This window comes from Pseudomonas sp. 13B_3.2_Bac1, assembly GCF_025466205.1.
Lineage (GTDB): Bacteria > Pseudomonadota > Gammaproteobacteria > Pseudomonadales > Pseudomonadaceae > Aquipseudomonas > Aquipseudomonas fluorescens_H.
This window is the reverse complement of the sequence record NZ_JANLOG010000079.1, coordinates 1-24,954: the sequence shown is the minus strand read 5'-3', so window position 1 is coordinate 24,954 and position 24,954 is coordinate 1. Positions and strand designations below refer to the sequence as shown.

At 60.1% G+C, this 24,954-nt stretch carries 26 protein-coding genes; 22 read left to right on the top strand and 4 right to left on the bottom strand.

Annotated features, from left to right (window positions below; all coding sequences use genetic code 11):
• Positions 1–51 precede the first annotated feature (51 nt).
• The 3 genes from inhA (at position 52) to NTD85_RS13080 (ending at position 3,433) form a co-directional block, all read left to right on the top strand.
• Complete coding sequence (gene inhA / locus NTD85_RS13090; protein WP_262142345.1) at positions 52–738, top strand: isonitrile hydratase; 687 nt, start codon at positions 52–54, stop codon at positions 736–738.
• A gap of 235 nt (positions 739–973) precedes the next feature.
• Positions 974–1,765 carry a CPBP family intramembrane glutamic endopeptidase gene (locus NTD85_RS13085; RefSeq protein WP_201138263.1) on the top strand — a complete coding sequence of 264 codons (792 nt, stop codon included), beginning with the start codon at positions 974–976 and terminating at the stop codon, positions 1,763–1,765.
• A gap of 102 nt (positions 1,766–1,867) precedes the next feature.
• Positions 1,868–3,433: a methyl-accepting chemotaxis protein gene (locus NTD85_RS13080; RefSeq protein WP_003223402.1), complete on the top strand. Its 1,566-nt coding sequence runs from the start codon at positions 1,868–1,870 to the stop codon at positions 3,431–3,433.
• Between the two features lie 771 nt (positions 3,434–4,204).
• Here the strand turns inward: NTD85_RS13080 and NTD85_RS13075 are convergent.
• A complete protein-coding gene (locus tag NTD85_RS13075) occupies positions 4,205–4,564 on the bottom strand; it encodes a DUF6124 family protein (RefSeq protein WP_262142344.1) in 360 nt (119 codons plus the stop codon).
• A gap of 1,036 nt (positions 4,565–5,600) precedes the next feature.
• Positions 5,601–6,278 (bottom strand): alpha/beta family hydrolase, encoded by a 678-nt coding sequence (locus tag NTD85_RS13070; RefSeq protein WP_262142343.1) that lies wholly within the window; start codon positions 6,276–6,278, stop codon positions 5,601–5,603.
• Positions 6,279–6,371: 93 nt separating this feature from the next.
• On the opposite strand from NTD85_RS13070, the gene ccoN (NTD85_RS13065) reads away from it, so the two are divergent.
• The 8 genes from ccoN (NTD85_RS13065) to ccoP (NTD85_RS13030) all read left to right on the top strand — a co-directional run bounded on the left by ccoN (NTD85_RS13065) (position 6,372) and on the right by ccoP (NTD85_RS13030) (position 13,272).
• On the top strand, positions 6,372–7,796 hold the full coding sequence (ccoN, locus tag NTD85_RS13065; protein WP_201138267.1) for a cytochrome-c oxidase, cbb3-type subunit I: 1,425 nt from the start codon (positions 6,372–6,374) through the stop codon (positions 7,794–7,796).
• A 10-nt stretch (positions 7,797–7,806) separates the two neighbouring features.
• A complete protein-coding gene (gene ccoO, locus NTD85_RS13060; RefSeq protein ID WP_003223389.1) occupies positions 7,807–8,415 on the top strand; it encodes a cytochrome-c oxidase, cbb3-type subunit II in 609 nt (202 codons plus the stop codon).
• A 5-nt stretch (positions 8,416–8,420) separates the two neighbouring features.
• Positions 8,421–8,618 carry a cbb3-type cytochrome oxidase subunit 3 gene (locus NTD85_RS13055; protein ID WP_262142342.1) on the top strand — a complete coding sequence of 66 codons (198 nt, stop codon included), beginning with the start codon at positions 8,421–8,423 and terminating at the stop codon, positions 8,616–8,618.
• On the top strand, positions 8,615–9,568 hold the full coding sequence (ccoP, locus tag NTD85_RS13050; protein WP_003223384.1) for a cytochrome-c oxidase, cbb3-type subunit III: 954 nt from the start codon (positions 8,615–8,617) through the stop codon (positions 9,566–9,568). Before NTD85_RS13055 ends, ccoP (NTD85_RS13050) begins: the two co-directional genes overlap by 4 nt.
• Positions 9,569–10,049: 481 nt before the next feature.
• Entirely contained in the window at positions 10,050–11,492 is a 1,443-nt protein-coding gene (ccoN, locus tag NTD85_RS13045) for a cytochrome-c oxidase, cbb3-type subunit I (protein WP_003223381.1), read from the top strand.
• The gene (gene ccoO / locus NTD85_RS13040; RefSeq protein ID WP_003223378.1) at positions 11,492–12,100 is read left to right on the top strand and encodes a cytochrome-c oxidase, cbb3-type subunit II; all 609 of its coding nucleotides are present in this window, start codon (positions 11,492–11,494) and stop codon (positions 12,098–12,100) included. The genes ccoN (NTD85_RS13045) and ccoO (NTD85_RS13040) overlap by 1 nt, the downstream gene beginning before the upstream one ends.
• 6 nt (positions 12,101–12,106) lie before the next feature.
• The gene (locus NTD85_RS13035; RefSeq protein ID WP_003175465.1) at positions 12,107–12,292 is read left to right on the top strand and encodes a CcoQ/FixQ family Cbb3-type cytochrome c oxidase assembly chaperone; all 186 of its coding nucleotides are present in this window, start codon (positions 12,107–12,109) and stop codon (positions 12,290–12,292) included.
• Positions 12,289–13,272 carry a cytochrome-c oxidase, cbb3-type subunit III gene (ccoP, locus tag NTD85_RS13030; protein ID WP_003223372.1) on the top strand — a complete coding sequence of 328 codons (984 nt, stop codon included), beginning with the start codon at positions 12,289–12,291 and terminating at the stop codon, positions 13,270–13,272. Before NTD85_RS13035 ends, ccoP (NTD85_RS13030) begins: the two co-directional genes overlap by 4 nt.
• A gap of 55 nt (positions 13,273–13,327) precedes the next feature.
• Here the strand turns inward: ccoP (NTD85_RS13030) and NTD85_RS13025 are convergent, their stop codons facing one another.
• The gene (locus NTD85_RS13025; protein ID WP_262142341.1) at positions 13,328–14,332 is read right to left on the bottom strand and encodes a metallophosphoesterase family protein; all 1,005 of its coding nucleotides are present in this window, start codon (positions 14,330–14,332) and stop codon (positions 13,328–13,330) included.
• A gap of 252 nt (positions 14,333–14,584) precedes the next feature.
• Here NTD85_RS13025 and NTD85_RS13020 point away from each other — a divergent pair, with 252 nt between their 5' ends.
• From NTD85_RS13020 to hemN, 9 genes are all read left to right on the top strand, one after another.
• Positions 14,585–14,785: a hypothetical protein gene (locus NTD85_RS13020; protein WP_262142340.1), complete on the top strand. Its 201-nt coding sequence runs from the start codon at positions 14,585–14,587 to the stop codon at positions 14,783–14,785.
• Positions 14,786–14,959: 174 nt separating this feature from the next.
• Entirely contained in the window at positions 14,960–15,214 is a 255-nt protein-coding gene (locus NTD85_RS13015) for a type II toxin-antitoxin system Phd/YefM family antitoxin (protein WP_045122727.1), read from the top strand.
• Complete coding sequence (locus NTD85_RS13010) at positions 15,214–15,624, top strand: type II toxin-antitoxin system VapC family toxin (protein ID WP_262142339.1); 411 nt, start codon at positions 15,214–15,216, stop codon at positions 15,622–15,624. Before NTD85_RS13015 ends, NTD85_RS13010 begins: the two co-directional genes overlap by 1 nt.
• A gap of 222 nt (positions 15,625–15,846) precedes the next feature.
• On the top strand, positions 15,847–17,262 hold the full coding sequence (gene ccoG / locus NTD85_RS13005; RefSeq protein ID WP_003223360.1) for a cytochrome c oxidase accessory protein CcoG: 1,416 nt from the start codon (positions 15,847–15,849) through the stop codon (positions 17,260–17,262).
• Positions 17,263–17,273: 11 nt separating this feature from the next.
• Positions 17,274–17,813: a FixH family protein gene (locus NTD85_RS13000; protein WP_103485065.1), complete on the top strand. Its 540-nt coding sequence runs from the start codon at positions 17,274–17,276 to the stop codon at positions 17,811–17,813.
• Between the two features lie 173 nt (positions 17,814–17,986).
• Positions 17,987–20,437 (top strand): heavy metal translocating P-type ATPase, encoded by a 2,451-nt coding sequence (locus NTD85_RS12995; protein ID WP_262142338.1) that lies wholly within the window; start codon positions 17,987–17,989, stop codon positions 20,435–20,437.
• A gap of 22 nt (positions 20,438–20,459) precedes the next feature.
• A complete protein-coding gene (gene ccoS, locus NTD85_RS12990; protein ID WP_103521523.1) occupies positions 20,460–20,672 on the top strand; it encodes a cbb3-type cytochrome oxidase assembly protein CcoS in 213 nt (70 codons plus the stop codon).
• On the top strand, positions 20,665–21,348 hold the full coding sequence (locus NTD85_RS12985; protein WP_262142337.1) for a sulfite exporter TauE/SafE family protein: 684 nt from the start codon (positions 20,665–20,667) through the stop codon (positions 21,346–21,348). Before ccoS ends, NTD85_RS12985 begins: the two co-directional genes overlap by 8 nt.
• Before the next feature lie 212 nt (positions 21,349–21,560).
• A complete protein-coding gene (hemN, locus tag NTD85_RS12980; RefSeq protein ID WP_262142336.1) occupies positions 21,561–22,943 on the top strand; it encodes an oxygen-independent coproporphyrinogen III oxidase in 1,383 nt (460 codons plus the stop codon).
• Here hemN and NTD85_RS12975 read toward each other — a convergent pair.
• On the bottom strand, positions 22,940–23,422 hold the full coding sequence (locus NTD85_RS12975; protein WP_262142335.1) for a hypothetical protein: 483 nt from the start codon (positions 23,420–23,422) through the stop codon (positions 22,940–22,942). The two genes, hemN and NTD85_RS12975, sit on opposite strands and share 4 nt — an antisense overlap.
• Before the next feature lie 155 nt (positions 23,423–23,577).
• On the opposite strand from NTD85_RS12975, the gene fnr reads away from it, so the two are divergent.
• On the top strand, positions 23,578–24,312 hold the full coding sequence (gene fnr / locus NTD85_RS12970) for a fumarate/nitrate reduction transcriptional regulator Fnr (protein WP_003223347.1): 735 nt from the start codon (positions 23,578–23,580) through the stop codon (positions 24,310–24,312).
• Positions 24,313–24,390: 78 nt separating this feature from the next.
• Entirely contained in the window at positions 24,391–24,939 is a 549-nt protein-coding gene (locus NTD85_RS12965) for an adenine phosphoribosyltransferase (protein ID WP_003223345.1), read from the top strand.
• The last annotated feature ends 15 nt before the right edge of the window (positions 24,940–24,954 follow it).

Here is a 24,954-nt window from a genome sequence, read left to right as displayed (position 1 = left end):
ACCTACGCGCCTACAGTGAAGCCGTCCACCCCTCAAATGGAGAAATCCCCCATGACGTTGCAGATCGGTTTTCTGTTGTTTCCACAGGTGCAGCAACTGGACCTGACCGGCCCCTATGACGTGCTGGCCTCGCTGCCGGACGTGCAGGTGCATCTGATCTGGAAAGATCTGGTGCCGATCACCGCCAGCACCGGCCTGCTGCTGAAACCGACCACCACCTTCGACGACTGCCCGGATCTGGATGTGATCTGCATTCCCGGCGGCGCCGGGGTCGGGCCGCTGATGGAAGATGAGCAGACGCTGGGCTTCATCAAGCGTCAGGCGGCGCAGGCCAGGTATGTGACGTCGGTGTGCACCGGTTCGCTGGTGCTGGGCGCGGCGGGACTGCTGAAAGGCAAACGCGCGACCACCCACTGGGCCTATCACGAACTGCTGCCGAAACTCGGCGCGATTGCGGTGCAGGACCGGGTGGTGCGCGACGGCAATCTGTTTACCGGTGGCGGGATTACCGCGGGGATCGACTTTGCGCTGGTGCTGGCCGCCGAACTGGTGGGAGCCGAGGCGGCGCAGTTGATCCAGCTGCAACTGGAATATGCGCCGGCACCGCCGTTTGAGTCGGGCAGCCCGCAGACAGCGCCGAGTGCTGTCGTCGAAGAGGCTCGTAATCGTGCAGCGGCGTCGTTGAAGACGCGTACTGCAATCACCGAGCGCGCTGCGGCGAAGCTCGATTTGCGCTGATTCCTCAGCCACGCACAGATCTACTGTGGGAGCGGGCTTGCTCGCGAAGAGGGTGTGTCAGGCGACATGGATGTTGTCTGATACACCCTCTTCGCGAGCAAGCCCGCTCCCACAAGGGATCCGGGTCTGGCGATCGTGTTTTGTGTTGTCCCCACCTCCCGCCACACCTTTGCTTGTCCCAACGCCCCCACCCGTGTAGAAAGCCCTTCCACAAAATTCTGCACAAGGACTTTCGATGAAGGCGTTGCCATGGGTCTATCTGGCGCTTCTCAGCCTCGGTTACGGGTGGGCGCTGAGCATTGGCCACCTCGGCTGGCTCGCGCTGATCTCGGTCGGATTGTTGCTGGTGGCCGGTTTCGCCGTGCGCCAACAGCAGGTGCCGGTGGCGCGGTTGCTGGGACACGCGCTGTTTATCTTCCTCGCCCTGTCACTGGCGCTGCACTGGTTGCCGGGGTTCGACAACGGTCGGGCCATCGCCCGGATGCGCTTCACCGACGACGCCGTGCCTTTTGTGATGTACCTCAATCTGGACAAACCCTTGCTCGGCTTCTGGCTGTTGCTGGCCTGCCCGTGGATCGTCGCGGCACGCTCGCTGCGTCTGACGGTGTTCGCCAGCGTCCTGGGCCTGACGTTGAGCGCCGTAATGGCGCTGGGGGGAGCGCTTCTGTTCGGCATGATCGCCTGGGCGCCGAAGTGGCCCGATCAGGCGTGGCTGTGGCTGCTGAACAATCTGCTGCTGGTGACCCTGGTCGAGGAGGCGCTGTTTCGCGGCTATATACAGGGAGGCCTGAGCCGCCTGTTCAAGCACCTGCCCCACGGCGACAATCTCGCCCTGCTGCTGGCGTCGCTGATCTTCGGCCTGGCACATGCGGGTGCTGGCTGGCACTGGGTGTTGCTCGCGGGGCTGGCGGGTGTCGGCTATGGTCTGGCTTACCGTTTCGGTGGATTGGCGGCAGCGATCGCCACGCATTTCGGGCTGAATCTGCTGCATTTTGCGCTGTTCACCTATCCGATGCTGGCCGCTTGAAGCAAGAGCGGTTTTGCGACGCCGTACTTATATCTGAAAAAAAACTTCAATAATTTCCTGACAGCGCCGACAACCTTTCAAAGCCTTGCGGATTGAAAAACCATGCGTAATAACCAGCCCATTACACAACGCGAACGGACTTTCCCGGCTCAGCAGCGGTTGATTTCCACAACCGACGCCAAAGGCGTGATCACCTACTGCAACGACGCTTTCGTCGAAATCAGCGGGTTTTCGCGTGAAGAGCTGATCCGTGCGCCGCACAACCTGGTTCGTCACCCCGACGTCCCGGCGGCGGTGTTTTCGCACATGTGGGGCACACTGAAACAAGGCTTGCCATGGATGGGCATTGTCAAGAATCGCTGCAAATCCGGTGACCATTACTGGGTTAACGCCTACGTGACACCGGTGTTCGACGGCAATCAGGTGGTCGGTTACGAGTCGGTGCGGATCAAACCCACTGCCGAACAGATCCGTCGTGCCGAAGCGCTCTACCAACGCATCAACCAGGGCAAGTCGGCAATTCCTTCCAGCGACAAATGGCTGCCGGTGCTGCAGGACTGGCTGCCGTTCATTCTGGTCAGCCAACTGAGCTTCGTGATCGGCGCGACCCTGAACTCGCACTGGGGCTTCGCCCTGGCCGCTGGTCTGTCGGTACCGCTGGGCCTGATGGGCCTGCAATGGCAACAACGCGGGCTCAAGCGCCTGCTGCGCCTGGCCGAACAGACCACCTCCGACCCGCTGATCGCGCAGATGTACACCGACAGCCGTGGCGCGCAGGCGCGTCTGGAGATGTCGATCCTCAGCCAGGAAGCCCGCCTGAAAACCTGCCTGACCCGTCTGCAGGACACCGCCGAACACCTGACCGATCAGGCCAAGCAGTCCGACGCCCTCGCGCACAACAGCTCCAGCGGTCTGGAACGCCAACGCGTGGAAACCGAACAGGTCGCCACCGCCGTCAACCAGATGGCTGCCACCACGCAAGAAGTGGCGAGCCACGTGCAGCGCACTGCCGACGCGACGCAGGAAGCCAATCGCCTCACCGGCCGCGGCCGCGACATCGCTGGCGAAACCCGCGAAGCCATCCAGCGCCTGTCGGTAGTGGTTGGTGAAACTGGCCTGACCGTCACCCAACTGGCCAAGGACAGCGACGAAATCGGCGGCGTGGTCGACGTGATCAAAGGCATCGCCGACCAGACCAACCTGCTCGCGCTCAACGCCGCCATCGAAGCAGCACGTGCCGGCGAAATGGGCCGTGGCTTCGCCGTGGTAGCTGACGAAGTGCGCCAACTGGCGCAACGCACCAGCGAATCCACCGGGCAGATCCATGCCCTGATCGCCAAGCTGCAGCAGACTGCGAGCAGCGCCGTGCAAACCATGGAAGCCGGGCATCGCCAGGCCGAAGAAGGTGTGGCGCGGGTACTGGAGGCGGATCAGGCACTGGTCGGCATCAGCGAAGCAGTGGCCAACATCACCGACATGACCACCCAGATCGCTGCGGCGACCGAAGAGCAAAGTGCAGTGGCTGAAGAAATCAGCCGCAACATCAGCAATATTTCGGAGTTGGCGGACCAGACCTCGGAACAGGCACATAACTCGGCGTTGCTGAGTGAAGAGCTGACCAAGACGGCGAACACGCAGTATTCGTTGGTGGAGCGGTTTAACCGCTAAAAACAAAAGATCGCAGCCTTCGGCAGCTCCTACAGGAACATGCATTCCAATGCAGGAGCTGCCGAAGGCTGCGATCTTTTGATCTTCAAAGCCCGGACGGCGAAAGCGTCCGGTTTTTTTGTTGCTGGTCTGAAAGTGATGGTGCTTGGCAGATCGCAATCGCGAGCAGGCTCACTCCCAAAGGGAGATGCATTCCAAATGTGGGAGCGAGCCTGCTCGCGATGAGGCCTTCTCTGCCAACGACGATCTCACTCAAGCAATGCAGACACTGCCTACAACTGCGCCAGAATGCGCCGACTGGTGCTCGGTGCAGCCAAGTTCTATCGTTTGCCGGTCGCTACTCAATCACGCAGATCGGCCAGCATGAATACATACCCCACGCAAAAACCCCACAAACAGAAAGTTCGTGATGAACTGACATTCCTGGATGTTCGGCAAGCCGCGCGTGATGGTCAGAAAGTGTTCGATAAATTTGTGATCACTGGCAGGCTACCCATTACAAAGTAAATCCAAAAAGATCGCAGCCTGCGGCAGATCCTACAAGTAACTGTGTAGGAGCTGCCGCAGGCTGCGATCTTTTGATCGTGAAAACCGGCTAGCGAAAGCTTCCGGTTTTTTATTGCCTATTTGAAATTGATGGCGCTTGGCAGACCGCTTTCGCGAGCAGGCTCGCTCCCACTGTTGAACTGCGGTAATCACAGAGCATGTGCCCGGCGACGATCCTCTGTAGGAGTGAGCCTGCTCGCGATGAGGCCATAACGGCCAGCAAAATTATTGAGACAACTTCAGCTTATCCAGCAGTCGATTGACCAACAGCTCGTTCAGCATGATCACCTGTTGCAATGCCAGCAGCGGTTTGCGCTCCGGACCTTTCACCGAGTTGGCGATATTGCCGGCCATGGCGTTGGCTGATGACAGTGATTCACTGGCTTCGACGAGCAGTGTTTCGTCATCGAGCGTGGGATCGACCATGTAGATGGGGCGGGCCTTGGGTGGGAAGTACTTCGGGATATCGGGGCCGAGGTAAAAGTCGAGTGCGCGGTCGGCGGCGTCTTTTGTCTTTTGCGACTCAAACTCGGGGTGGTGAGGGGTTGGATCAGTTTTTGGTGGATTGGGCGTGGCTTTGAACATGGATGTAACTCCTATCGCAGATTCCAAGGAGCCATCACCCACGCTACCAAACGATGGGTGGCGGCCATACGCGGGTTGGTAGACCGGCTGCAATAGGAACCCGGCGCTCGCGAACGAGCCCCACGCATGACCACCATAAAACCGAGCCTCAAGAAAGAGACTGAATAGGTGTTGCCATACAGCTATTACAGACGGGCTACCAAACCCGATCACTGATTTTCAGTGACAGGGAAACGATATAGCCCGGCCCATAGCCGCGTAAGCCGGCGGATTCTGGCGTACGCGTAGGTAACGGCGCAAGGTGTTGTAGCCGTTATGGCGTAACGGTTCGTGTACTTTAAACGTGCTTGCGAGGTTACGTTTATGCGCAGGGAGTGTCGGGTTTTTCCTGATATTTTGATGGTGTCTGGCAGGCCGCTTTCGCGAGCAAGCTCGCTCCCACATTTGGACTGGGTGCGTCAGGAAGGGAATGGTCGGCTGTCAGGCCGTCATCGCTGGCAAGCCAGCTCCCACAGGGATTGCATGCAGTCTGCAGGATATTGGCCAGGTATCAGAACGCCATCGCGAACAGGCTCACTCCTACAGTTGGATGGGGTGTATCAGTAAGTGAATGGTCGGGTCGTAGGCCGCCATCGCTGGCAAGCCTGCTCTCACAAGATCAGGATCAAGATCAAAAGATCGCAGCCTTCGGCAGCTCCTACACAGGATGAGCGCAAGCTCGGCTGCAGCTTTTGATCTTGATCCACGGGCGACGTCGGAAGGCTGAGTGGAGGGATTGATCCGGGGGTGGGAGCGCAGCGACCGTTTGGCGCAGCCAAACACAGCGAGAGGAGGTGCAGCGAAGCAAACCGGAGGCGCTGCCCCCGGATCAATCCCGGAGCGAAGGGACCCCGAGCCCCAGCGAGCGGGCCGAACGCAGGAGCAAGCGTTTTTTTGCTTACTTTTTTTAGGCGTTTGTAAAAAAAGTGAGTCGCCGTCAGGGCGAAACCCTAAGTGGCCGTTACCGCAGCAACGGATATACACCCCCAACCAAACCTCAACGAAGAAACCCGGCAACCTTCTCCACCGCCGAAGCCAAATGATCCGAATGCGTAAACCCCGAAACCTTCAACGGCTTCAAATCATGATCCCCAGAGGCCAACCAAAACACCTCAATACTCGGCGATAGATCATAAGCCTCGACAGCGTCCCGATTGCCAAGCGCATCCCGCTCCCCCTGCACAATCAAAGTCCGCGTCTTCAACCCAGCCAAATGCTCAACCCGCGGCTTCTCCGGTTTCCCCACCGCATAAAACGGATACCCCAGACAAACCAGCGCATCGGCGTCCAATTCGTCAGCCAAAAGACTGGCCATCCGCCCGCCCATGGACTTACCACCGATGGCCAAAGTCCCAGCGACATGACGTCGCACTTCAGCGAACACTTCGCGCCAGCACTCAAGCAGTTTCGGCGCCGGATTAGGCGGCCGTTTACTGCCATCCACCCGCCGCTGCGCCATATAAGGAAACTCAAACCGCAACACGTTCACGCCCAATGCAGCAAGGCGCCCAGCCATATCAGTCATCCACTCACTGTCCATCGGCGCCCCCGCCCCATGCGCCAGGATCACAGTCGCCGAAGCCTCGCCAACAGCGGCATCCCACAACCACCCATGATCCCGCACGCACTGCGCCCATTGATCCCCGTCAATACTGGCCTTGTGCTGTTTGTCCATGCTTGCCTCGCTTTTAGTCTGCCTATAACTCCAGACGAAGGATTCGCGGCGTCTTGCGCGCGCTCACTTCGGCTGAACCGTGGATGGGGAACCATGAACACTTCTATCAGTACCGCCTACAACTACAAGGTGGTCCGCCAATTCGCCATTATGACGGTGGTATGGGGCATCGTCGGCATGGGGCTCGGGGTTTTTCTCGCGGCCCAATTGGTCTGGCCCGAACTCAACTTCAATTTGCCCTGGACCAGTTTCGGCCGTCTGCGCCCGCTGCACACCAACGCGGTGATCTTCGCCTTCGGTGGCTGTGCGCTGTTCGCCAGTTCGTTCTACTCGGTACAACGCACCTGCCAGACGCAATTGTTCGCGCCGAAAATCGCCGCGTTCTGCTTCTGGGGCTGGCAGCTTGTGATTCTATTGGCAGCGATCAGCCTGCCACTGGGTTACACCAGCTCCAAGGAATACGCCGAGCTGGAATGGCCGATCGACATCCTGATCACCATCGTCTGGGTCGCCTACGCCATCGTGTTCTTCGGCACGATCATGCAGCGCAAGACCAAGCACATCTACGTCGGCAACTGGTTCTTCGGCGCGTTCATCATCACCGTGGCGATTCTGCACATCGTCAACAACCTTGAGTTGCCGGTGAGTTTCACCAAGTCCTACTCGGTGTACGCCGGTGCGACCGACGCGATGGTGCAATGGTGGTACGGCCACAACGCCGTGGGCTTTTTCCTCACCGCCGGTTTCCTCGGGATGATGTACTACTTCGTGCCGAAACAGGCCGAACGTCCGGTGTATTCGTATCGCCTGTCGATCGTGCACTTCTGGGCGCTGATCACTCTGTACATCTGGGCCGGCCCGCACCACCTGCACTACACCGCACTGCCGGACTGGGCGCAGTCGCTGGGCATGGTGATGTCGCTGATTTTGCTGGCACCGAGTTGGGGCGGCATGATCAACGGCATGATGACCCTCTCGGGCGCGTGGCATAAGTTGCGCAGCGACCCGATCCTGCGCTTCCTCGTGGTCTCGCTGGCGTTCTACGGCATGTCGACCTTCGAAGGGCCGATGATGGCGATCAAGACCGTCAACGCCCTCTCCCACTACACCGACTGGACCATCGGCCACGTCCACGCCGGCGCGCTCGGCTGGGTGGCGATGATCTCGATCGGCGCGCTGTACCACATGATCCCGAAAGTCTTCGGCAAAGAGCAGATGCACAGCATCGGCCTGATCAACGCGCACTTCTGGCTCGCGACCATCGGCACCGTGCTGTACATCGCCTCGATGTGGGTCAACGGCATCGCCCAGGGCCTGATGTGGCGCGCAGTCAACGAGGACGGCACGCTGACTTACTCCTTCGTCGAAACCCTGGTGGCCAGCCACCCAGGCTTCATCGTGCGTCTGGTGGGTGGGGCGATCTTCCTCAGCGGCATGTTGCTGATGGCTTACAACACCTGGCGCACCGTGCGGGCCTCGCAGCCTGCTGACGTCGTTGCTGCCGCGCAGATGGCCTGAGGAGTCCGCCATGAAACACGAAACGATTGAAAAGAACGTCGGCCTGTTGATGCTGCTGATGGTGTTCGCCGTGAGCATCGGCGGCCTGACCCAGATCGTCCCGCTGTTCTTCCAGGACGTCACCAACAAACCGGTGGAAGGCATGAAGCCCTACACCGCGCTGCAACTGGAGGGCCGCGACATCTACATCCGCGAAGGCTGCGTCGGTTGCCACTCGCAGATGATCCGCCCGTTCCGTGCCGAAACCGAACGCTACGGGCACTACTCGGTGGCCGGTGAGAGCGTGTGGGATCACCCGTTCCTCTGGGGCTCGAAACGTACCGGGCCGGATCTGGCCCGGGTCGGCGCGCGTTACTCGGATGACTGGCACCGCGCGCACTTGTACAACCCGCGCAACGTCGTGCCCGAGTCGAAGATGCCGGCCTACCCGTGGCTGGTGACGCAAGCGGTCGACAGCAGCCACACCGAAACCAAGCTCAAGACCATGCGCACCCTCGGCGTGCCGTACACCGACGATGACATCAGCGGCGCGGTCGCCAGCCTCAAGGGCAAGACCGAAATGGACGCCCTCGTCTCCTACCTGCAAGTGCTCGGCACTGCGATCAAGAGCAAGAGGTGAGCACGATGATCATTGAAATGAGTGCAGGGCTGATTCGCGGCCTCGGCACCGTCGTGGTGTTCGTCGCCTTCGTCGGCCTGACGATCTGGGTGTTCAACCGCAAGCGCACCCCGGAGTTTGCCGAAGCGCGCCTGCTGCCGTTCGCCGACGAGCCGCAACCCGACACCCAACCAGTATCTGAAACAAGGAGTACTCGGCCATGACCACCTTCTGGAGTACGTGGATCTGCGTACTGACCATCGGCAGCCTGATCGGCCTGACCTGGCTGCTGATCGGCACGCGTCGGGGCGAGACCAAGGGCAGCGTCGACCAGACCATGGGCCACAGCTTCGACGGCATCGAGGAGTACGACAACCCGCTGCCGCAGTGGTGGTTCATGCTGTTCGCCGGCACGCTGGTGTTCTCCGTGGGCTATCTGATCCTGTATCCGGGCCTGGGCAACTGGAAAGGCATCCTGCCCGGCTACGAGGACGGCTGGACCGGCGTCCACGAGTGGGAAAAGGAAATGAGCAAGGCCGACGCCAAATTCGGGCCGATCTTCGCCAAATTCGCCGCCATGCCGGTGGAAGAAGTGGCGAAGGATCCGCAGGCGCTGAAAATGGGTGGCCGGCTGTTCGCTTCCAACTGCTCGGTGTGTCACGGTTCCGACGCCAAGGGCGCTTTCGGCTTCCCTAACCTGGCCGACAGCGATTGGCGCTGGGGCGGCGATGCCGAGACCATCAAGACCACCATCATGGGTGGCCGGATGGCGGCAATGCCAGCCTGGGGCGACGTGCTGGGTGAAGCCGGGGTGAAGAACGTCGCGGCGTATGTGCGTCACGAACTGGCCGGCCTGCCACTGCCCGCCGACAGCAAGGCGGACCTGCAAGCCGGACAGCAAGCGTTCAGCACCACCTGCGTAGCCTGTCATGGGGCAACCGGCCACGGCACTGAAGCCATGGGTGCGCCGAATCTGACGCACCCGGCCGGATTTATTTATGGTACGAGTCTGACGCAGCTGGAGCAGACCATCCGCCACGGTCGCCAAGGCCATATGCCGGCACAGAACGAACTGTTGGGCAACGATAAAGTGCAACTGCTCGCAGCTTATGTGTACAGCCTTAGCCATGGATTGAATACAGAAAAACTGATTACTGAAGACAACAAGCAATAAGCATTGCGTACATATCTGCCGCACCGTTCTCGGTGCGGCAGCATCCCGCCCCTTTGCGACGCATTGTCGCACCCCGTCACACCCTCTCCTTTCGAATCCTCCGATTCGGGTCTACGCTTGCTCGATGCGGACTGGCCCGTGCCGGTTCCAGGTCGACCTTGAGCGATGTGTTCGACAAATCGCCTGACTGACAGGGCGCAAAGCCCGGTAGATACCGGCTGTCGCGTCGATGACCGTCCGTCACCCGATCAGCGCGTTCGAACACACCCCGTTACAACTGACCTGAACCCCTCGCTTTTTTCGTCCGCTGCGACATTTTGTCCGAGGCCAATTTTGTCCTTACGCGGCGTATGGAAAGGCCGCAGAATCAGCGTTGGAAAGCATTGACCCAGATCATGGCGCGTTGCAATGACCCCCTGCTCTCTGCATACTTGCGGCCGATTTTAATCCTAATAAAACACCCAAACCGTGGAACCTTAGAATGAGCACAGCAATCAGTCCGACTGCTTATAACTATAAGGTAGTCCGCCAGTTCGCCATCATGACGGTGGTCTGGGGGATCCTTGGCATGGGGCTCGGTGTCTTCATCGCCTCGCAACTGGTCTGGCCGGAGTTGAACTTCGGTCTGCCGTGGACGAGCTTTGGACGCCTGCGCCCGTTGCACACAAACCTGGTGATTTTCGCCTTCGGTGGTTGTGCACTGTTTGCCACTTCCTACTATGTCGTGCAGCGAACCTGCCAGACGCGACTGATCTCCGACAGCCTCGCCGCCTTCACTTTCTGGGGCTGGCAAGCGGTGATCGTCGGCGCAATCATTACCTTGCCGCTGGGTTACACCACCACCAAGGAATATGCAGAGCTGGAATGGCCGCTCGCCATTCTGCTGGCCATTGTCTGGGTCTCCTACGGGCTGGTGTTCTTCGGCACCATCACCAAGCGCAAGACCAAGCACATCTATGTCGGTAACTGGTTCTACGGCGCGTTCATCGTCGTGACCGCGATGCTGCACATCGTCAACCACGCGTCCCTGCCGGTCAGCTTCTTCAAGTCCTACTCGGCCTATGCCGGTGCGACCGACGCGATGATCCAGTGGTGGTACGGCCACAACGCCGTGGGCTTCTTCCTGACCACCGGCTTCCTCGGGATGATGTACTACTTCGTGCCGAAACAGGCCGAACGTCCGATCTACTCCTATCGCCTGTCGATCGTGCACTTCTGGGCGCTGATCACCCTGTACATCTGGGCCGGCCCGCACCACCTGCACTACACCGCACTGCCGGATTGGGCACAATCGCTGGGCATGGCGATGTCGATCATCCTCCTGGCGCCAAGCTGGGGCGGCATGATCAACGGCATGATGACCCTGTCGGGCGCCTGGCATAAGCTGCGCACCGACCCGATTCTGCGCTTCCTCGTGGTTTCCCTGGCGTTCTACGGCATGTCGACCTTCGAAGGTCCGATGATGGCGATCAAGACCGTCAACTCGCTCTCGCACTACACCGACTGGACCATCGGCCACGTCCACGCCGGCGCTTTGGGCTGGGTGGCGATGATTTCGATCGGCGCGATCTACCACATGATCCCGAAACTGTTCGGTCGTGCGCAGATGCACAGCGTCGGCCTGATCAACGCGCACTTCTGGCTCGCGACCATCGGTACCGTGCTGTACATCGCTTCGATGTGGGTCAACGGCATCACTCAGGGTCTGATGTGGCGTGCAATCAACGATGACGGCACCCTCACCTACTCGTTCGTCGAAGCGCTGCAGGCCAGCCACCCGGGCTACATCGTCCGTGCCCTGGGCGGTGCATTCTTCGCCAGCGGCATGTTGTTGATGGCTTACAACGTCTGGCGCACCGTGCGCGCCTCGAACCCGGCTGAAGCCGAAGCCGCTGCCCAGATCGCTGTCGTTGGAGCTCACTGATGAAGCATGAAGCTGTCGAGAAGAATATTGGCCTGCTGGCCTTCTTCATGGTCATCGCCGTCAGCATTGGCGGCCTGACCCAGATTGTTCCGCTGTTCTTCCAGGACGTCACCAACAAGCCGGTCGAAGGCATGAAGCCGCGCTCAGCGCTGGAACTGGAAGGCCGCGACGTCTACATCGCCAACGGTTGTGTCGGCTGCCACTCGCAGATGATCCGTCCGTTCCGCGCTGAAACCGAACGCTACGGCCACTACTCGGTCGCCGGTGAAAGCGTCTGGGACCATCCGTTCCTGTGGGGTTCCAAGCGTACCGGCCCGGACCTGGCTCGTGTCGGCGGTCGTTACTCCGATGACTGGCACCGTGCGCACCTGTACAACCCGCGCAACGTGGTGCCTGAGTCGAAAATGCCGGCTTACCCGTTCCTCGTGGAAAACAAGCTCGACGGCAAAGACACGGCCAAGAAAATGGAAGTGTTGCGCACGCTCGGCGTCCCTTACACCGACGAAGACATCGCCGGTGCAAAAGATGCCGTGAAGGGCAAAACCGAAATGGACGCGCTGGTGGCCTACCTTCAGGGCCTGGGCACCATCATCAAAAGCAAACGGTGATTCTTAATGGATATCGGGATGATTCGAGGCCTGGGCACCGTTGTCGTGATGGTGGCCTTCATCGGTTTGGCGCTGTGGGTGTTCAGCCCCAAGCGCAAGTCGGAGTTTGAAGACGCAACCTTGCTGCCTTTTGCGGATGATCCCGAAGCCATCAAGCACGTCGAGCAAGCTTCTAGGAGTAACAAAGAATGACTACATTCTGGAGTCTGTACGTCACAGTCCTCAGTCTCGGTACGATCTTCGCCCTGACCTGGCTGCTGCTGTCGACCCGCAAGGGCCAGCGCAGCGAACAGACGGACGAAACGGTCGGCCACTCCTTCGACGGGATCGAGGAGTACGACAACCCACTGCCGAAATGGTGGTTCATGCTGTTCGTGGGCACCATCGTGTTTGCCCTGGGTTATCTGGTGCTGTACCCGGGCCTGGGCAACTGGAAAGGTCTGCTGCCGGGTTACAACTACCTCGATAACGACAAGCAGACCGCGTTCGCCAACGGCAAGACCGGCTGGACCGGCGTGCACGAATGGGAAAAGGAAATGGCCCGCTCGGACGCCAAGTTCGGTCCGATCTTCGCCAAGTTCGCGGCGATGCCGATCGAAGAAGTTGCCAAGGATCCGCAAGCCTTGAAGATGGGTGGCCGTCTGTTCGCCTCCAACTGCTCGGTGTGCCACGGTTCCGACGCCAAGGGCGCCTATGGCTTCCCGAACCTGACCGACGCCGACTGGCGCTGGGGTGGCGAGCCGGAAACCATCAAGACCACCATCATGGGCGGTCGTCACGCAGTGATGCCGGCCTGGGCCGAAGTCATTGGCGAACAAGGTGTAGCCGACGTCGCAGCCTTCGTGGTGACTCAACTTGATGGCCGTAAACTGCCGGAAGGCACCAAGGCTGACCCGGCCAACGGCCAGAAACTCTTCGCCGCCAACTGCGTGGCCTGCCACGGTCCCGAAGGCAAAGGCACCCCGGCGATGGGCGCGCCTAACCTGACCCACCCGGCCGCGTTCATCTACGGTTCGAGCTTCGCGCAACTGCAGCAGACCATCCGTTACGGCCGTCAGGGCCAGATGCCTGCGCAGGAACAACTGCAAGGCAACGACAAGGTCCACCTGCTGGCGGCTTACGTTTACAGCCTGTCCCACGGTGAAAAAGCGCCGGAAGCCGAGGCGCAGTAAAGCCAGGGCTTGATGCAATGAAGAATCCCCCGCCAGTGCTCTGGCGGGGGATTTTTTATGGGGCACTGGCCCAGATCGACTTCACCGGCACGGTGGCCACCGGTGTACGTTTGCGCCACTGATTGTCCTCGACCAGACTCACCTCCAATTGCTTGCGGTCCTTGGAAAAAGTGGCGGTCAGGTACGTCTGCTGAGAAGCTGAACCGCTGAGAAACATCGGCACGCTCCCCATATAGGTCTGGCTACCACCCTCGTCGTGGAAGTGGCCGGCGAACATCGCCGTCACCTGATACTTTTCGATCATGTCGCGAAAGCGCTTCTGCTGATCCCAACTGCCTTTCCATTCATAGGGTTTGTGCATGTTGATAATGATCGCGTAGCCCTGCGCTCGCGCTATTCGCAAATCATTCTCCAGCCAGTCCAGCGACGCCCTGATGTCGAATGTGGTCGGATTCAACGCGTGAGAAATCTTCACCGCATAAGTCGGCTCATTGTTCAACTGCACCAGATGCACTTCACCGATATTCTTTGAATAAGCCAGACTACCCAGATAGTGTTTATTCAGAAAACTGCCGCTCACTTCCAGATCGAACTGGTCGACTTTATCGACATGATGATCACGGTAATCAACAATACTGCCCGCGGCGCAGTTCTCACTGAAACAGTCATTCACATTGTTCTGATAATCATGATTACCCAATCCGTAGAGCACGTGATCGCCAAAGTATTTCTTCAGCATCGATCCGACATAAGAACGCTGCCAGCCATGGCCGAACGCGGTCATGTCACCATTGATCATCAATGGTACTGCAGCCTGCCCGCCCATCTCGTTGCGGAACTGGGCAATACTCGCGAACTGGGTTTCCACCAGCCATTTCGCGCGCTTTTCGAAATCCGCGCTCGATTCATCTTCACCACTGTCCGATTTTTCCGTCCACGGGTATTGCGGATCCGAGGCGAATACCATGTGTTGCGGCGCACTTTCGTTGGCACTGGCCAAAGAAGTCAGTGACAACAGGCACAGACACGCGAAAAGCTTTTTAACTTCCTTGATTCTCATAACACTCCACTATTTAGTTAACCATCAAAACATGAACATGCAACTAGTACGCTGCAGAACAGCCGCAAAGCTATTCGAAAACAATAAAAAATTAAAAGCCTTCAATTAACTAATGATATTTCTGCAACATCGGCACAGTTATTGAAATTAATACTTTGAGACACATGCCTGATGGACTCGATCAACAATGCTCTGTAGGGTCTTCCACAGCCCGATGATCCGCATCGGAGCAACTTCAAGGATGAAGCCACTATGTTGAATGACGACAAGAACCGTCTCTCGGATGATCAGAACCTCTCTGATAACAATCACGCAATCGAAGCATCAGATCACCCCGCGGAATCGATTGCCGTGACACTGGGCAATCCGTTGCAACCCGAATCCCGCCACACCACAAAACCCCACAGAAATACCGGCAGCCTCGACAGCCTGGGCGGCGGCAGGCTTCCCTGAGTCTTGAAGTCAGGTCTGAATAAACCCGAGCCGGTCTCCACCTTTGGCGAGGCCGGCTCGACTGACGCCAGCCAGGGACCGACCAACGGACGGCTGAGCCCGGTCCTCCTCGATTGCCGCACCGAAGGCGAAGTAGTAACGTTGCTACACCTGTATTGCGAGAGGTCTACCATGATGGCAATCACCACCATCTCAAGCCGTGAATTCAATCAGGACACCAGCGGCGCCAAAAAGGCTGCACGTCTGGGTCCAGTGATCATCACCGACCGTGGCAAGGCCTCTCACGTACTGTTGAGCATTGAGGAATTTCAGAAACTGAGCGGTGCAAACGCCAGCATTGTCGACTTGCTGGTCATGCCGGAGGCTGCCGACATCGATTTCGAAACCGAGCGCGCAGTCATCATTCATCGTCCTGTGGATCTGTCCTGATGTATTTACTCGACACCAATGTGATTTCCGAACTTCGCAAGCCGCAAGCCGATGCCAATGTCGTCAGTTGGGCCAAAAGCGTCATCGCACCGCGCCTGTACATCTCGGCCATTACCTTGAAAGAACTGGAAACCGGGGTACTACGAATGGAACGGCGTGATCCTGCTCAAGGAAAGCTGTTGCGCAGCTGGCTGACGCGTCACGTCATGCCGGCCTTCGAAACACGAATCCTGCCGGTCGATGCTGCGGTTGCACTACGCTGCGCCAGCCTGCATGTGCCCGACCAGACCAATGAAAGCGATGCATTGATCGCCGCCACTGCCCTGGTGCACGGGCTCACGGTGGTCACTCGTAACGTCGGCGATTTCCAGTCGAGCGGTGTCGCCCTGATCAATCCATGGGAACAATGAGCGAGCGACAGCGCGAAAACTGTCCATACTCATCAAGTCAATTGATCTGCATCAGGCTTTGCTGCATTCGCTACACCAATAACGCTTTTTTCCCAACGCGACCAAAGGTCGCACCCTTGAGCCAGAGCGACAGGCGTATCATTGCGCCACTGCAACACCCCTTTCTGACCGCGGTCGGCACGTATCGACCGAGGCGTTTTTCCACTGCCGTGGGATGCAATGATGAGCAACCAGATTCCGGTACACGACGTCACACCACCGAGCAAAAACGCGAACAACAGCGTCGATCTTTACGCCTCCCGAGAAAAAATCTACACCCGTGCCTTCACCGGCCTGTTCCGCAATCTGCGGATGGTGGGCGGCGCCGCGCTGTTCCTGCTGTATTTCGGTACGGTGTGGCTGAACTGGGGCGGGCATCAGGCGGTGTGGTGGAACCTGCCGGAGCGTAAATTCTTCATCTTTGGTGCGACCTTCTGGCCGCAGGATTTCATCCTGCTGTCCGGCCTGCTGATCATCGCGGCGTTCGGCCTGTTCTTTATCACCGTCTACGCAGGCCGCGTCTGGTGCGGCTATACCTGCCCGCAAAGCGTGTGGACATGGATATTCATGTGGTGCGAGAAGGTCACCGAAGGCGACCGCAACCAGCGCATCAAGCTCGATAAAGCGCCGATGAGCGGCAACAAGTTTTTGCGCAAACTCGCCAAGCATTCGCTTTGGCTGCTGATCGGTTTCGTCACCGGCATGACCTTCGTCGGCTACTTCTCGCCGATCCGCGAACTGGTGTTCGAGTTCTTCACCGGCCAGGCCGATGGCTGGTCGTATTTCTGGGTCGGGTTCTTCACCCTCGCCACCTACGGCAATGCCGGCTGGCTGCGTGAACAGGTGTGTATCTACATGTGCCCGTACGCACGCTTCCAGAGCGTGATGTTCGACAAGGACACGCTGATCGTTTCCTACGATCCGCGTCGCGGCGAAAGCCGTGGCCCGCGCAAGAAAGGTGTCGACTACAAGGCCCTGGGGCTGGGCGATTGCATCGATTGCACCATGTGCGTTCAGGTGTGCCCGACCGGCATCGACATTCGTGACGGTCTGCAGATCGAGTGCATCGGTTGCGCCGCGTGCATCGACGCCTGCGACGCCATCATGGACAAGATGGACTACCCGCGCGGCCTCATCAGCTACACCACCGAACACAACCTCTCCGGACAGAAAACCCATAAACTGCGGCCACGCCTGATCGGCTATGCGGTAGTGCTGCTGGCGATGATCAGTCTTTTGGTCACCGCGTTCTTCATGCGCTCACTGGTCGGGTTCGACGTCAGCAAGGACCGCGTGCTGTACCGCGAAAACGCCGAAGGCCGGATCGAAAACGTCTACAGCCTGAAGATCATGAACAAGGATCAGCGCGACCACACCTACGTGCTGGAGGCCGCCGGTCTGCCGGATCTGCGCCTGCAGGGCAAACGCGAGATCAAGGTGCCGGCCGGCGAAATCTTCAGCATGCCGGTGGAGTTGTCGAGCGCACCGGAACAATTGCCGTCGAGCACCAACGAGGTGAAATTCATCCTCAAGGATGCCGACGACGACAGCGTCCACGTTGAAGCCAAGAGCCGATTCATCGGCCCACAAACCCGTTGAGAGAACTGAACATGCCCGCAGCAAACGCCGCAAGCCCTTGGTACAAGCACCTTTGGCCATGGATCATCATCGGGATCCTGACCTGTTCGGTGACCTTGACCCTGTCGATGGTGACCATTGCGGTGAACAACCCGGACAACCTGGTCAACGACAACTACTACGAGGCCGGCAAAGGCATCAATCGTTCACTGGATCGCGAACTGCTGGCGCAGAATCTGAAGATGCGCGCCAACGTGCATCTGGATGACGTCACTGGCGAAGTCGATCTGCGCCTGAGCGGTGACAGCCAGCCGAAAACCCTGGAACTGAACCTGATCTCGCCGACCCAGCCGGAGAAGGATCGCAAGATCGTCCTGACCCGCAGCGAAACCGAAACCGGCCGTTACATCGGCCAGTTGGGCGACAAGGTCGAAGGCCGGCGTTTTGTCGAATTGCTGGGCACTCAGGACGACCACGTATGGCGCATGTTCGAAGAGGAACAGGTCAGCCATGACAAGGATCTGCTGCTCGGTGACGAACCGCTGCAGGGCGCCGAAGACCTGGATAAATAAAAATCTGCACTGTGGCGAGGGGATTTATCCCCGATGGGGCGCGCAGCGCCCCCTGCTTTCTTTCAGGCATTGCGCGCGCAAGCTTAACGACTGCTACGCAGCCGATCGGGGATAAATCCCCTCGCCACAAAAGCCAAGTCAGTTTTGCCAATATCGCTTTTATGGCCAACTAAATGACCACCCCACTCCCCTGCTACCACTGCGCTCTGCCCGTCCCGTCGGGCAGCCGCTTCACCGCCGTCGTGCTCGGGGAGTCCCGCGAGTTCTGCTGCCCCGGCTGTCAGGCTGTGGCCGAAGCCATCGTCGCCGGTGGTCTGGAAAGCTATTACCAGCATCGCAGCGAAGCTTCGGCCAACCCCGAAGCACTGCCGGTGCAATTGACCGATGAACTGGCGCTGTACGACCGCGCCGACGTGCAAAAACCTTTCGTCCGTCATGAGGGCGAACTCGCCGAAACCACCCTGTTGATGGAAGGCATCAGTTGCGCCGCCTGCGGCTGGCTGATCGAGAAACACCTGCGCACTCTGCCGGCCGTGGCCGAGGCGCGGCTCAATCTGTCGAACCATCGCCTGCATGTGCAATGGGCGGATGCGCAATTGCCACTGAGCCAGATCCTCGCCGAACTGCGCCACATCGGTTACGCCGCCCACCCGTATCAGGCCGACCGCGCCAGCGAACAACTGGCCAGCGAAAACCGTCTGGCGCTGCGCCAACTCGGCGTCGCCGGATTGCTGTGGTTCCAGGCAATGATGGCGACCATGGCGACCTGGCCGGAATTCAACATCGACCTCAGCCCCGAACTGCACACGATCCTGCGTTGGGTCGCGCTGTTCCTCACCACGCCGATCGTGTTCTACAGCTGCGCGCCGTTCTTCAAGGGCGCCATGCGCGATTTGCGCACCCGGCATCTGACCATGGACGTCTCGGTGTCGCTGGCGATCGGCAGTGCCTACATCGCCGGGATCTGGACCTCGATCACCGGGGTCGGCGAGCTGTACTTCGATGCGGTCGGGATGTTCGCGCTGTTTCTCCTTGCCGGGCGCTATCTGGAGCGACGCGCCCGCGAACGCACCGCCGCTGCCACCGCGCAGCTTGTGAACCTGCTGCCAGCCTCGTGCCTGCGCCTCGACGCCAATGGCCAGAGCGAACGCATTCTGCTCAGCGAATTGCGCCTGGGTGACCGGGTGCTGGTGCAACCGGGTTCGATCCTGCCGGCGGACGGCAAGATCCTCGACGGCCAGTCGAGCATCGACGAATCGCTGCTGACCGGTGAATACCTGCCACAACCGCGCACCCTCGGCGATGCGGTCACCGCTGGCACGCTGAACGTCGAAGGCGCGTTGACCGTCGAGGTGCTGGCGCTGGGTCAGGACACACGCCTGTCGGCCATCGTCCGCCTGCTTGATCGCGCCCAGGCCGAGAAACCGCGGCTGGCGGAAATCGCCGACCGTGCCGCGCAATGTTTCCTGCTGTTGTCGCTGATTGCAGCGGCGGCCATCGGCCTGTTGTGGTGGCAGCTGGACTCGTCACGGGCGTTCTGGATCGTCCTGGCGATGCTGGTCGCGACCTGCCCTTGCGCGCTATCGCTGGCGACCCCGACGGCGTTGACCGCTGCCACTGGCACCCTGCACAAACTCGGCCTGTTGCTGACGCGCGGCCACGTGCTGGAAGGCCTGAACCAGATCGACACGGTGATCTTCGACAAGACCGGCACCCTCACCGAAGGACGACTGGTTTTGCGTTCGATTCGCCCACTGGGCACGTTGAACAGCGACCAGTGCCTGAGCCTGGCCGCCGCTCTGGAAAACCGTTCGGAACACCCGATAGCCCGCGCCTTCGGGCGTGCGCCACTGGCCGCCGAGGAAGTGCACAGCACGCCAGGGCTTGGGCTAGAAGGATTGGTCGACGCACAGCGCTTGCGCATCGGGCAGGCCGACTTCGTCTGCGACCTCAGCGGCGCACCTTTGCCGGCGATGCCGGATGAACCGGGCCAATGGCTGCTGCTTGGAGACGATCAAGGGCCGCTGGCATGGTTCGTTCTCGACGACCGCCTGCGCGACGACGCACCCGCCCTGATCGCCGCGTGCAAGGCCCGAGGCTGGCGCACGCTGCTGCTGTCCGGCGACAGCTCGCCGATGGTCGCCAGCGTCGCCGCCGAACTGGGCATCGACGAGGCCCGTGGCGGTCTGCGCCCGGATGACAAACTGCAAGTGCTGCAACAACTGCACGCTCAAGGCCGTAAAGTGCTGATGCTCGGCGATGGCGTGAACGACGTACCGGTGCTGGCCGCTGCCGACATCAGCGTGGCCATGGGTTCGGCCACGGATCTGGCGAAAACCAGTGCCGACGCGGTGCTGCTGTCCAACCGTCTCGACGCGCTGGTGCAAGCCTTCACGCTAGCGCGCAGAACCCGTCGGGTAATCATCGAGAACCTGCTGTGGGCGGCGCTGTACAATGGCCTCATGTTGCCGTTCGCCGCCCTCGGCTGGATCACTCCGGTGTGGGCCGCGGTCGGCATGTCGATCAGTTCGTTGACCGTGGTGCTCAACGCCCTGCGCCTGACTCGCCTGCCGAGCGCGCCGGTTGCCGGCACCCGTTCAGAAACCCGCCCGTTGCCGGCCTGAGCCGCACGGCCCTGGAGTACCGATGCCAGCTCTTTACGTGATGATCCCGGCCGCCCTGCTGATCGTGGCCATCGCCGTGTACATCTTCTTCTGGGCGGTGGACAGCGGGCAGTACGACGACCTCGACGGCCCGGCCCACAGCATCCTGTTCGACGATCAGGACCCGAACCACACCGCCGCCGTGGACGAAGCCAAATCCGACAAACCGGACGACAAGGCCCCACCCCATGCTTGAGCTGGCGCCCCTGCTGGTCTCGGCGCTGATCCTCGGCCTGCTCGGTGGCGGGCATTGCCTGGGCATGTGCGGCGGCCTGATGGGCGCGTTGACTCTGGCGATTCCGAAGGAACAGCGCAGCCGGCGGTTTCGTCTGCTGCTGGCGTACAACCTGGGGCGCATCCTCAGTTACGCGACCGCTGGATTGCTGATCGGCCTGGCTGGCTGGGCGGTGGCGAACAGCCCGGCGGCGCTGTTCATGCGCATCCTCGCCGGGTTGCTGCTAATTGCGATGGGCCTGTATCTGGCCGGCTGGTGGAGCGGCCTGACCCGCATCGAAAGCCTGGGTCGCGGGTTGTGGCGTTACATTCAGCCGGTGGCCAATCGGCTGCTGCCGGTGTCAAGTTTGCCCCGCGCGTTGCTGCTCGGCGCACTATGGGGCTGGCTGCCCTGCGGACTGGTTTACAGCACGCTGCTGTGGTCGGCGAGCCAGGGCAATGCGCTGGACAGTGCGCTGTTGATGCTGGCGTTCGGGCTGGGGACGTGGCCGGTGCTGCTCGCCACAGGGCTGGCGGCCGAGCGGGTGACGACGTTGCTGCGCAAACGCAGCGTGCGCATGGCCGGGGGCTTGCTGGTGATTCTGTTCGGCATCTGGACCTTGCCCGGCCCACACCAACATTGGCTGATGGGTCACTAAAACTGTGGCGAGGGAGCTTGCTCCCGCTGGGGTGCGAAGCGCCCCTCCCGATTTGACAGCAAAACCAGGGGCCTGCTGCGCAGTCCAGCGGGAGCAAGCTCCCTCGCCACAAAAGCAGTCATTACCAATACGCCGTTGATGCAAATCAAGAGCCCCGTCGCCGCACCCCGATAGACTCGCCACACTGCCAGCCTATCCGGGGGAATGCCCGCATGCTCGACGCCATTCGTTGGGACACTGATCTGATCCGCCGCTACGACCTGGCGGGGCCGCGCTACACCTCGTACCCGACGGCCGTGCAATTCAACAGTCAGGTCGGCACCTTCGACCTGTTCCACGCCCTGCGCGACAGCCGCAAGGCGTTGCGCCCGTTGTCGCTGTACGTGCACGTGCCGTTCTGCGCGAACATTTGTTACTACTGCGCCTGCAACAAGGTCATCACCAAGGATCGCGGCCGTGCACAGCCATATCTGCAACGGCTGGAGCAAGAAATCCAGTTGATCGCCTGCCATCTCGAGCCGACGCAGAAAGTCGAGCAACTGCACTTCGGCGGCGGCACCCCGACCTTCCTCAGCCACGACGAACTGCGCCAGTTGATGGCGCACCTGCGCAAACACTTCAATCTGCTGGATGACGATTCCGGCGATTACGGCATCGAGATCGACCCACGCGAGGCCGACTGGTCGACCATGGGCCTGCTGCGTGAACTGGGTTTCAACCGGGTCAGCATCGGCCTGCAAGACCTCGATCCGGCGGTGCAACGCGCCGTCAATCGCCTGCAAAGCCTTGAGGAGACCCGCGCAGTCATCGACGCGGCGCGCACCCTGCAATTTCGCTCGATCAACATCGACTTGATCTATGGCCTGCCCAAGCAGACCCCGGAAAACTTCGCGCGCACCGTCGAGGAAGTCATCAGCCTGCAACCGGACCGGCTCTCGGTGTTCAACTACGCGCACTTGCCGGAGCGCTTCATGCCGCAGCGGCGGATCAACAGCCACGAACTGCCAAGCCCTGCGCAAAAACTGGAAATGCTTCAGCGCACCATTGAACAACTGACCGCCGCCGGCTACCGCTACATCGGCATGGACCACTTCGCGCTGCCCGATGATGAGCTGGCAATCGCTCAGGAAGAACAGACCCTGCAGCGCAACTTCCAGGGCTACACCACACACGGCCATTGCGATCTGATTGGTCTGGGGGTGTCGGCGATCAGCCAGATCGGCGATCTCTACTGCCAGAACAATAGCGATCTTAATCAGTACCAGAACACCCTTGCCGCCGCGCAACTGGCGACCAGCCGGGGCCTGGTGTGCAATGCCGACGATCGCCTGCGCCGCGCGGTGATCCAGCAACTGATCTGCAATTTCAGCCTGGAATTCGCCGAAATCGAGCAGGCGTTCAACATCGATTTTCAGGGTTACTTCGGCGCGCTGTGGCCGCAACTGCAAGGCATGGCCAACGATGGGCTGATCAATCTGGAACGCGAGCGGATCGAAGTGCTGCCGGCCGGACGCCTGCTGGTGCGCTCGGTGTGCATGGTGTTCGACGCGTATCTGGAACAGCAGAACCGGCAGCGCTTTTCGCGGGTGATCTAGTTTTTCGTCAGCAGTGAGCCGAGCGTGAGGTTCTGCTCGGAGGTGAGGCCGGACTGGTCCATGACTTTGGACAGGGCCAAGTTGGCGCTGATCAGCCCGGTATTCAGCGCGGCGATGGCACCGCGCAGCGCGGCGAGCATGTTGACCTTGGCTTCGTTGGTCAGCCTCTTGTCAGCCATGACCGCCGCCATCCGGGCTTTCTTCTCGGCGATTTCCTTTTGCAATTTGCGGATCATCTTCAGCAATTGCTGGACGTTTTCCGGCAGGCCACTGTCTTCGATGTCGCTGTTCTCGCCACCGGCGCTGAAGGCTTTTTCGATCGAGGCATGGGACAGCGACACTTTGACACCCTCGACCAAGGTCGGGGTTGCCAGCGACGCCGAGTCGGCATCCTGCTCGTCGCCGGACACCGTCCTGGCGGTGCTCGGTACAGACGCAACGCCGCTGTTACCGGGGTTCAGCGTGTCAATGGCAGCCATCGAAGCGATTCCTTGCATGCGTGGTGATACCCCTTTATCGGCCACTTGCCCTGCGGCTTTACGCCCGTGGGACAAACTCGCCGCAGACTGGCCTGAATGTCCTCCCGTGGGTTACCCTTACGGCTTATGTGTGTTTTCCCACAAGGATTTAAGAAATGTCCGAGCCAGTTAAACTGCGCGCTCACAACCAGGCCCATTGCAAGGATTGCAGCCTGGCTCCTCTCTGCCTGCCACTTTCTCTGAATCTGGAAGACATGGATGCGCTGGACGAAATCGTTAAACGTGGCCGCCCGCTGAAAAAGGGCGAGTTCCTGTTCCGCCAGGGCGACACTTTCGATTCCGTTTATGCAGTACGCTCCGGCGCCCTGAAGACCTTCAGCCTGAGCGACAGCGGCGAAGAACAGCTCACCGGTTTCCACCTGCCGAGCGAACTGGTCGGCCTGTCCGGCATGGACACCGAGAAACACCCGGTGTCGGCCCAGGCGCTGGAAACCACCTCGGTCTGTGAAATTCCCTTCGAACGCCTCGACGAACTGGCCCTGCAACTGCCGCAGCTGCGCCGTCAGTTGATGCGGGTGATGAGCCGCGAGATCCGCGACGACCAGCAAATGATGCTGCTGCTGTCGAAGAAAACCGCCGACGAGCGCATCGCCACGTTCCTGGTCAATCTGTCGGCACGTTTCCGCGCTCGCGGGTTCTCGGCCAACCAGTTCCGCCTGAGCATGTCACGCAACGAAATCGGCAACTATCTGGGCCTCGCGGTGGAAACCGTGTCGCGGGTGTTCACCCGGTTCCAGCAGAACGAACTGATCGCCGCCGAGGGCAAAGAGATCCACATCCTCGACCCGATCCAGCTCTGCGCCCTGGCCGGCGGCTCGCTCGAAGGCTGATCTCGATCCGCGGTTGAGCGAAGCGTTTCAGCCGCGGGTATACTGCGCCGTTTGCAGCCCTGCCAGGACACCTCGACGATGGTCTTCGACTCCTTCGACATCAAATCCCTGATCCGCCCCGTGATCGACTTCCCGAAACCGGGCGTGATCTTTCGCGACATCACCCCACTGTTCCAGTCGCCCAAGGCCCTGCGCCTGGTGATGGACAGCTTCGCCCACCGTTATGTGGAAGCCGACTTCACCCACATCGGCGCGATGGATGCGCGCGGTTTCCTGATCGGCTCGGTGCTGGCCTACCAACTGAACAAGCCGCTGGTGCTGTTCCGCAAGCAGGGCAAACTGCCGGCGGACGTATTGGCCGAGGGTTATGCGACCGAATACGGCGAAGCGTTCCTCGAAGTGCACGCCGACAGCCTGTGCGAAGGCGATTCGGTGGTGATGTTCGATGACCTGATTGCCACCGGTGGCACGCTGATCGCAGCCGCCAACCTGATCCGCCGCATGGGCGCGCGGGTGCATGAAGCGGCGGCGATCATTGATCTGCCGGAGCTGGGGGGTTCGCAGCGTCTGGAAGATATGGGCATCCCTACTTTCTGTCTGACGCAGTTTGCGTTGACCGATAAATAAGTAGCGCCCTTCAGG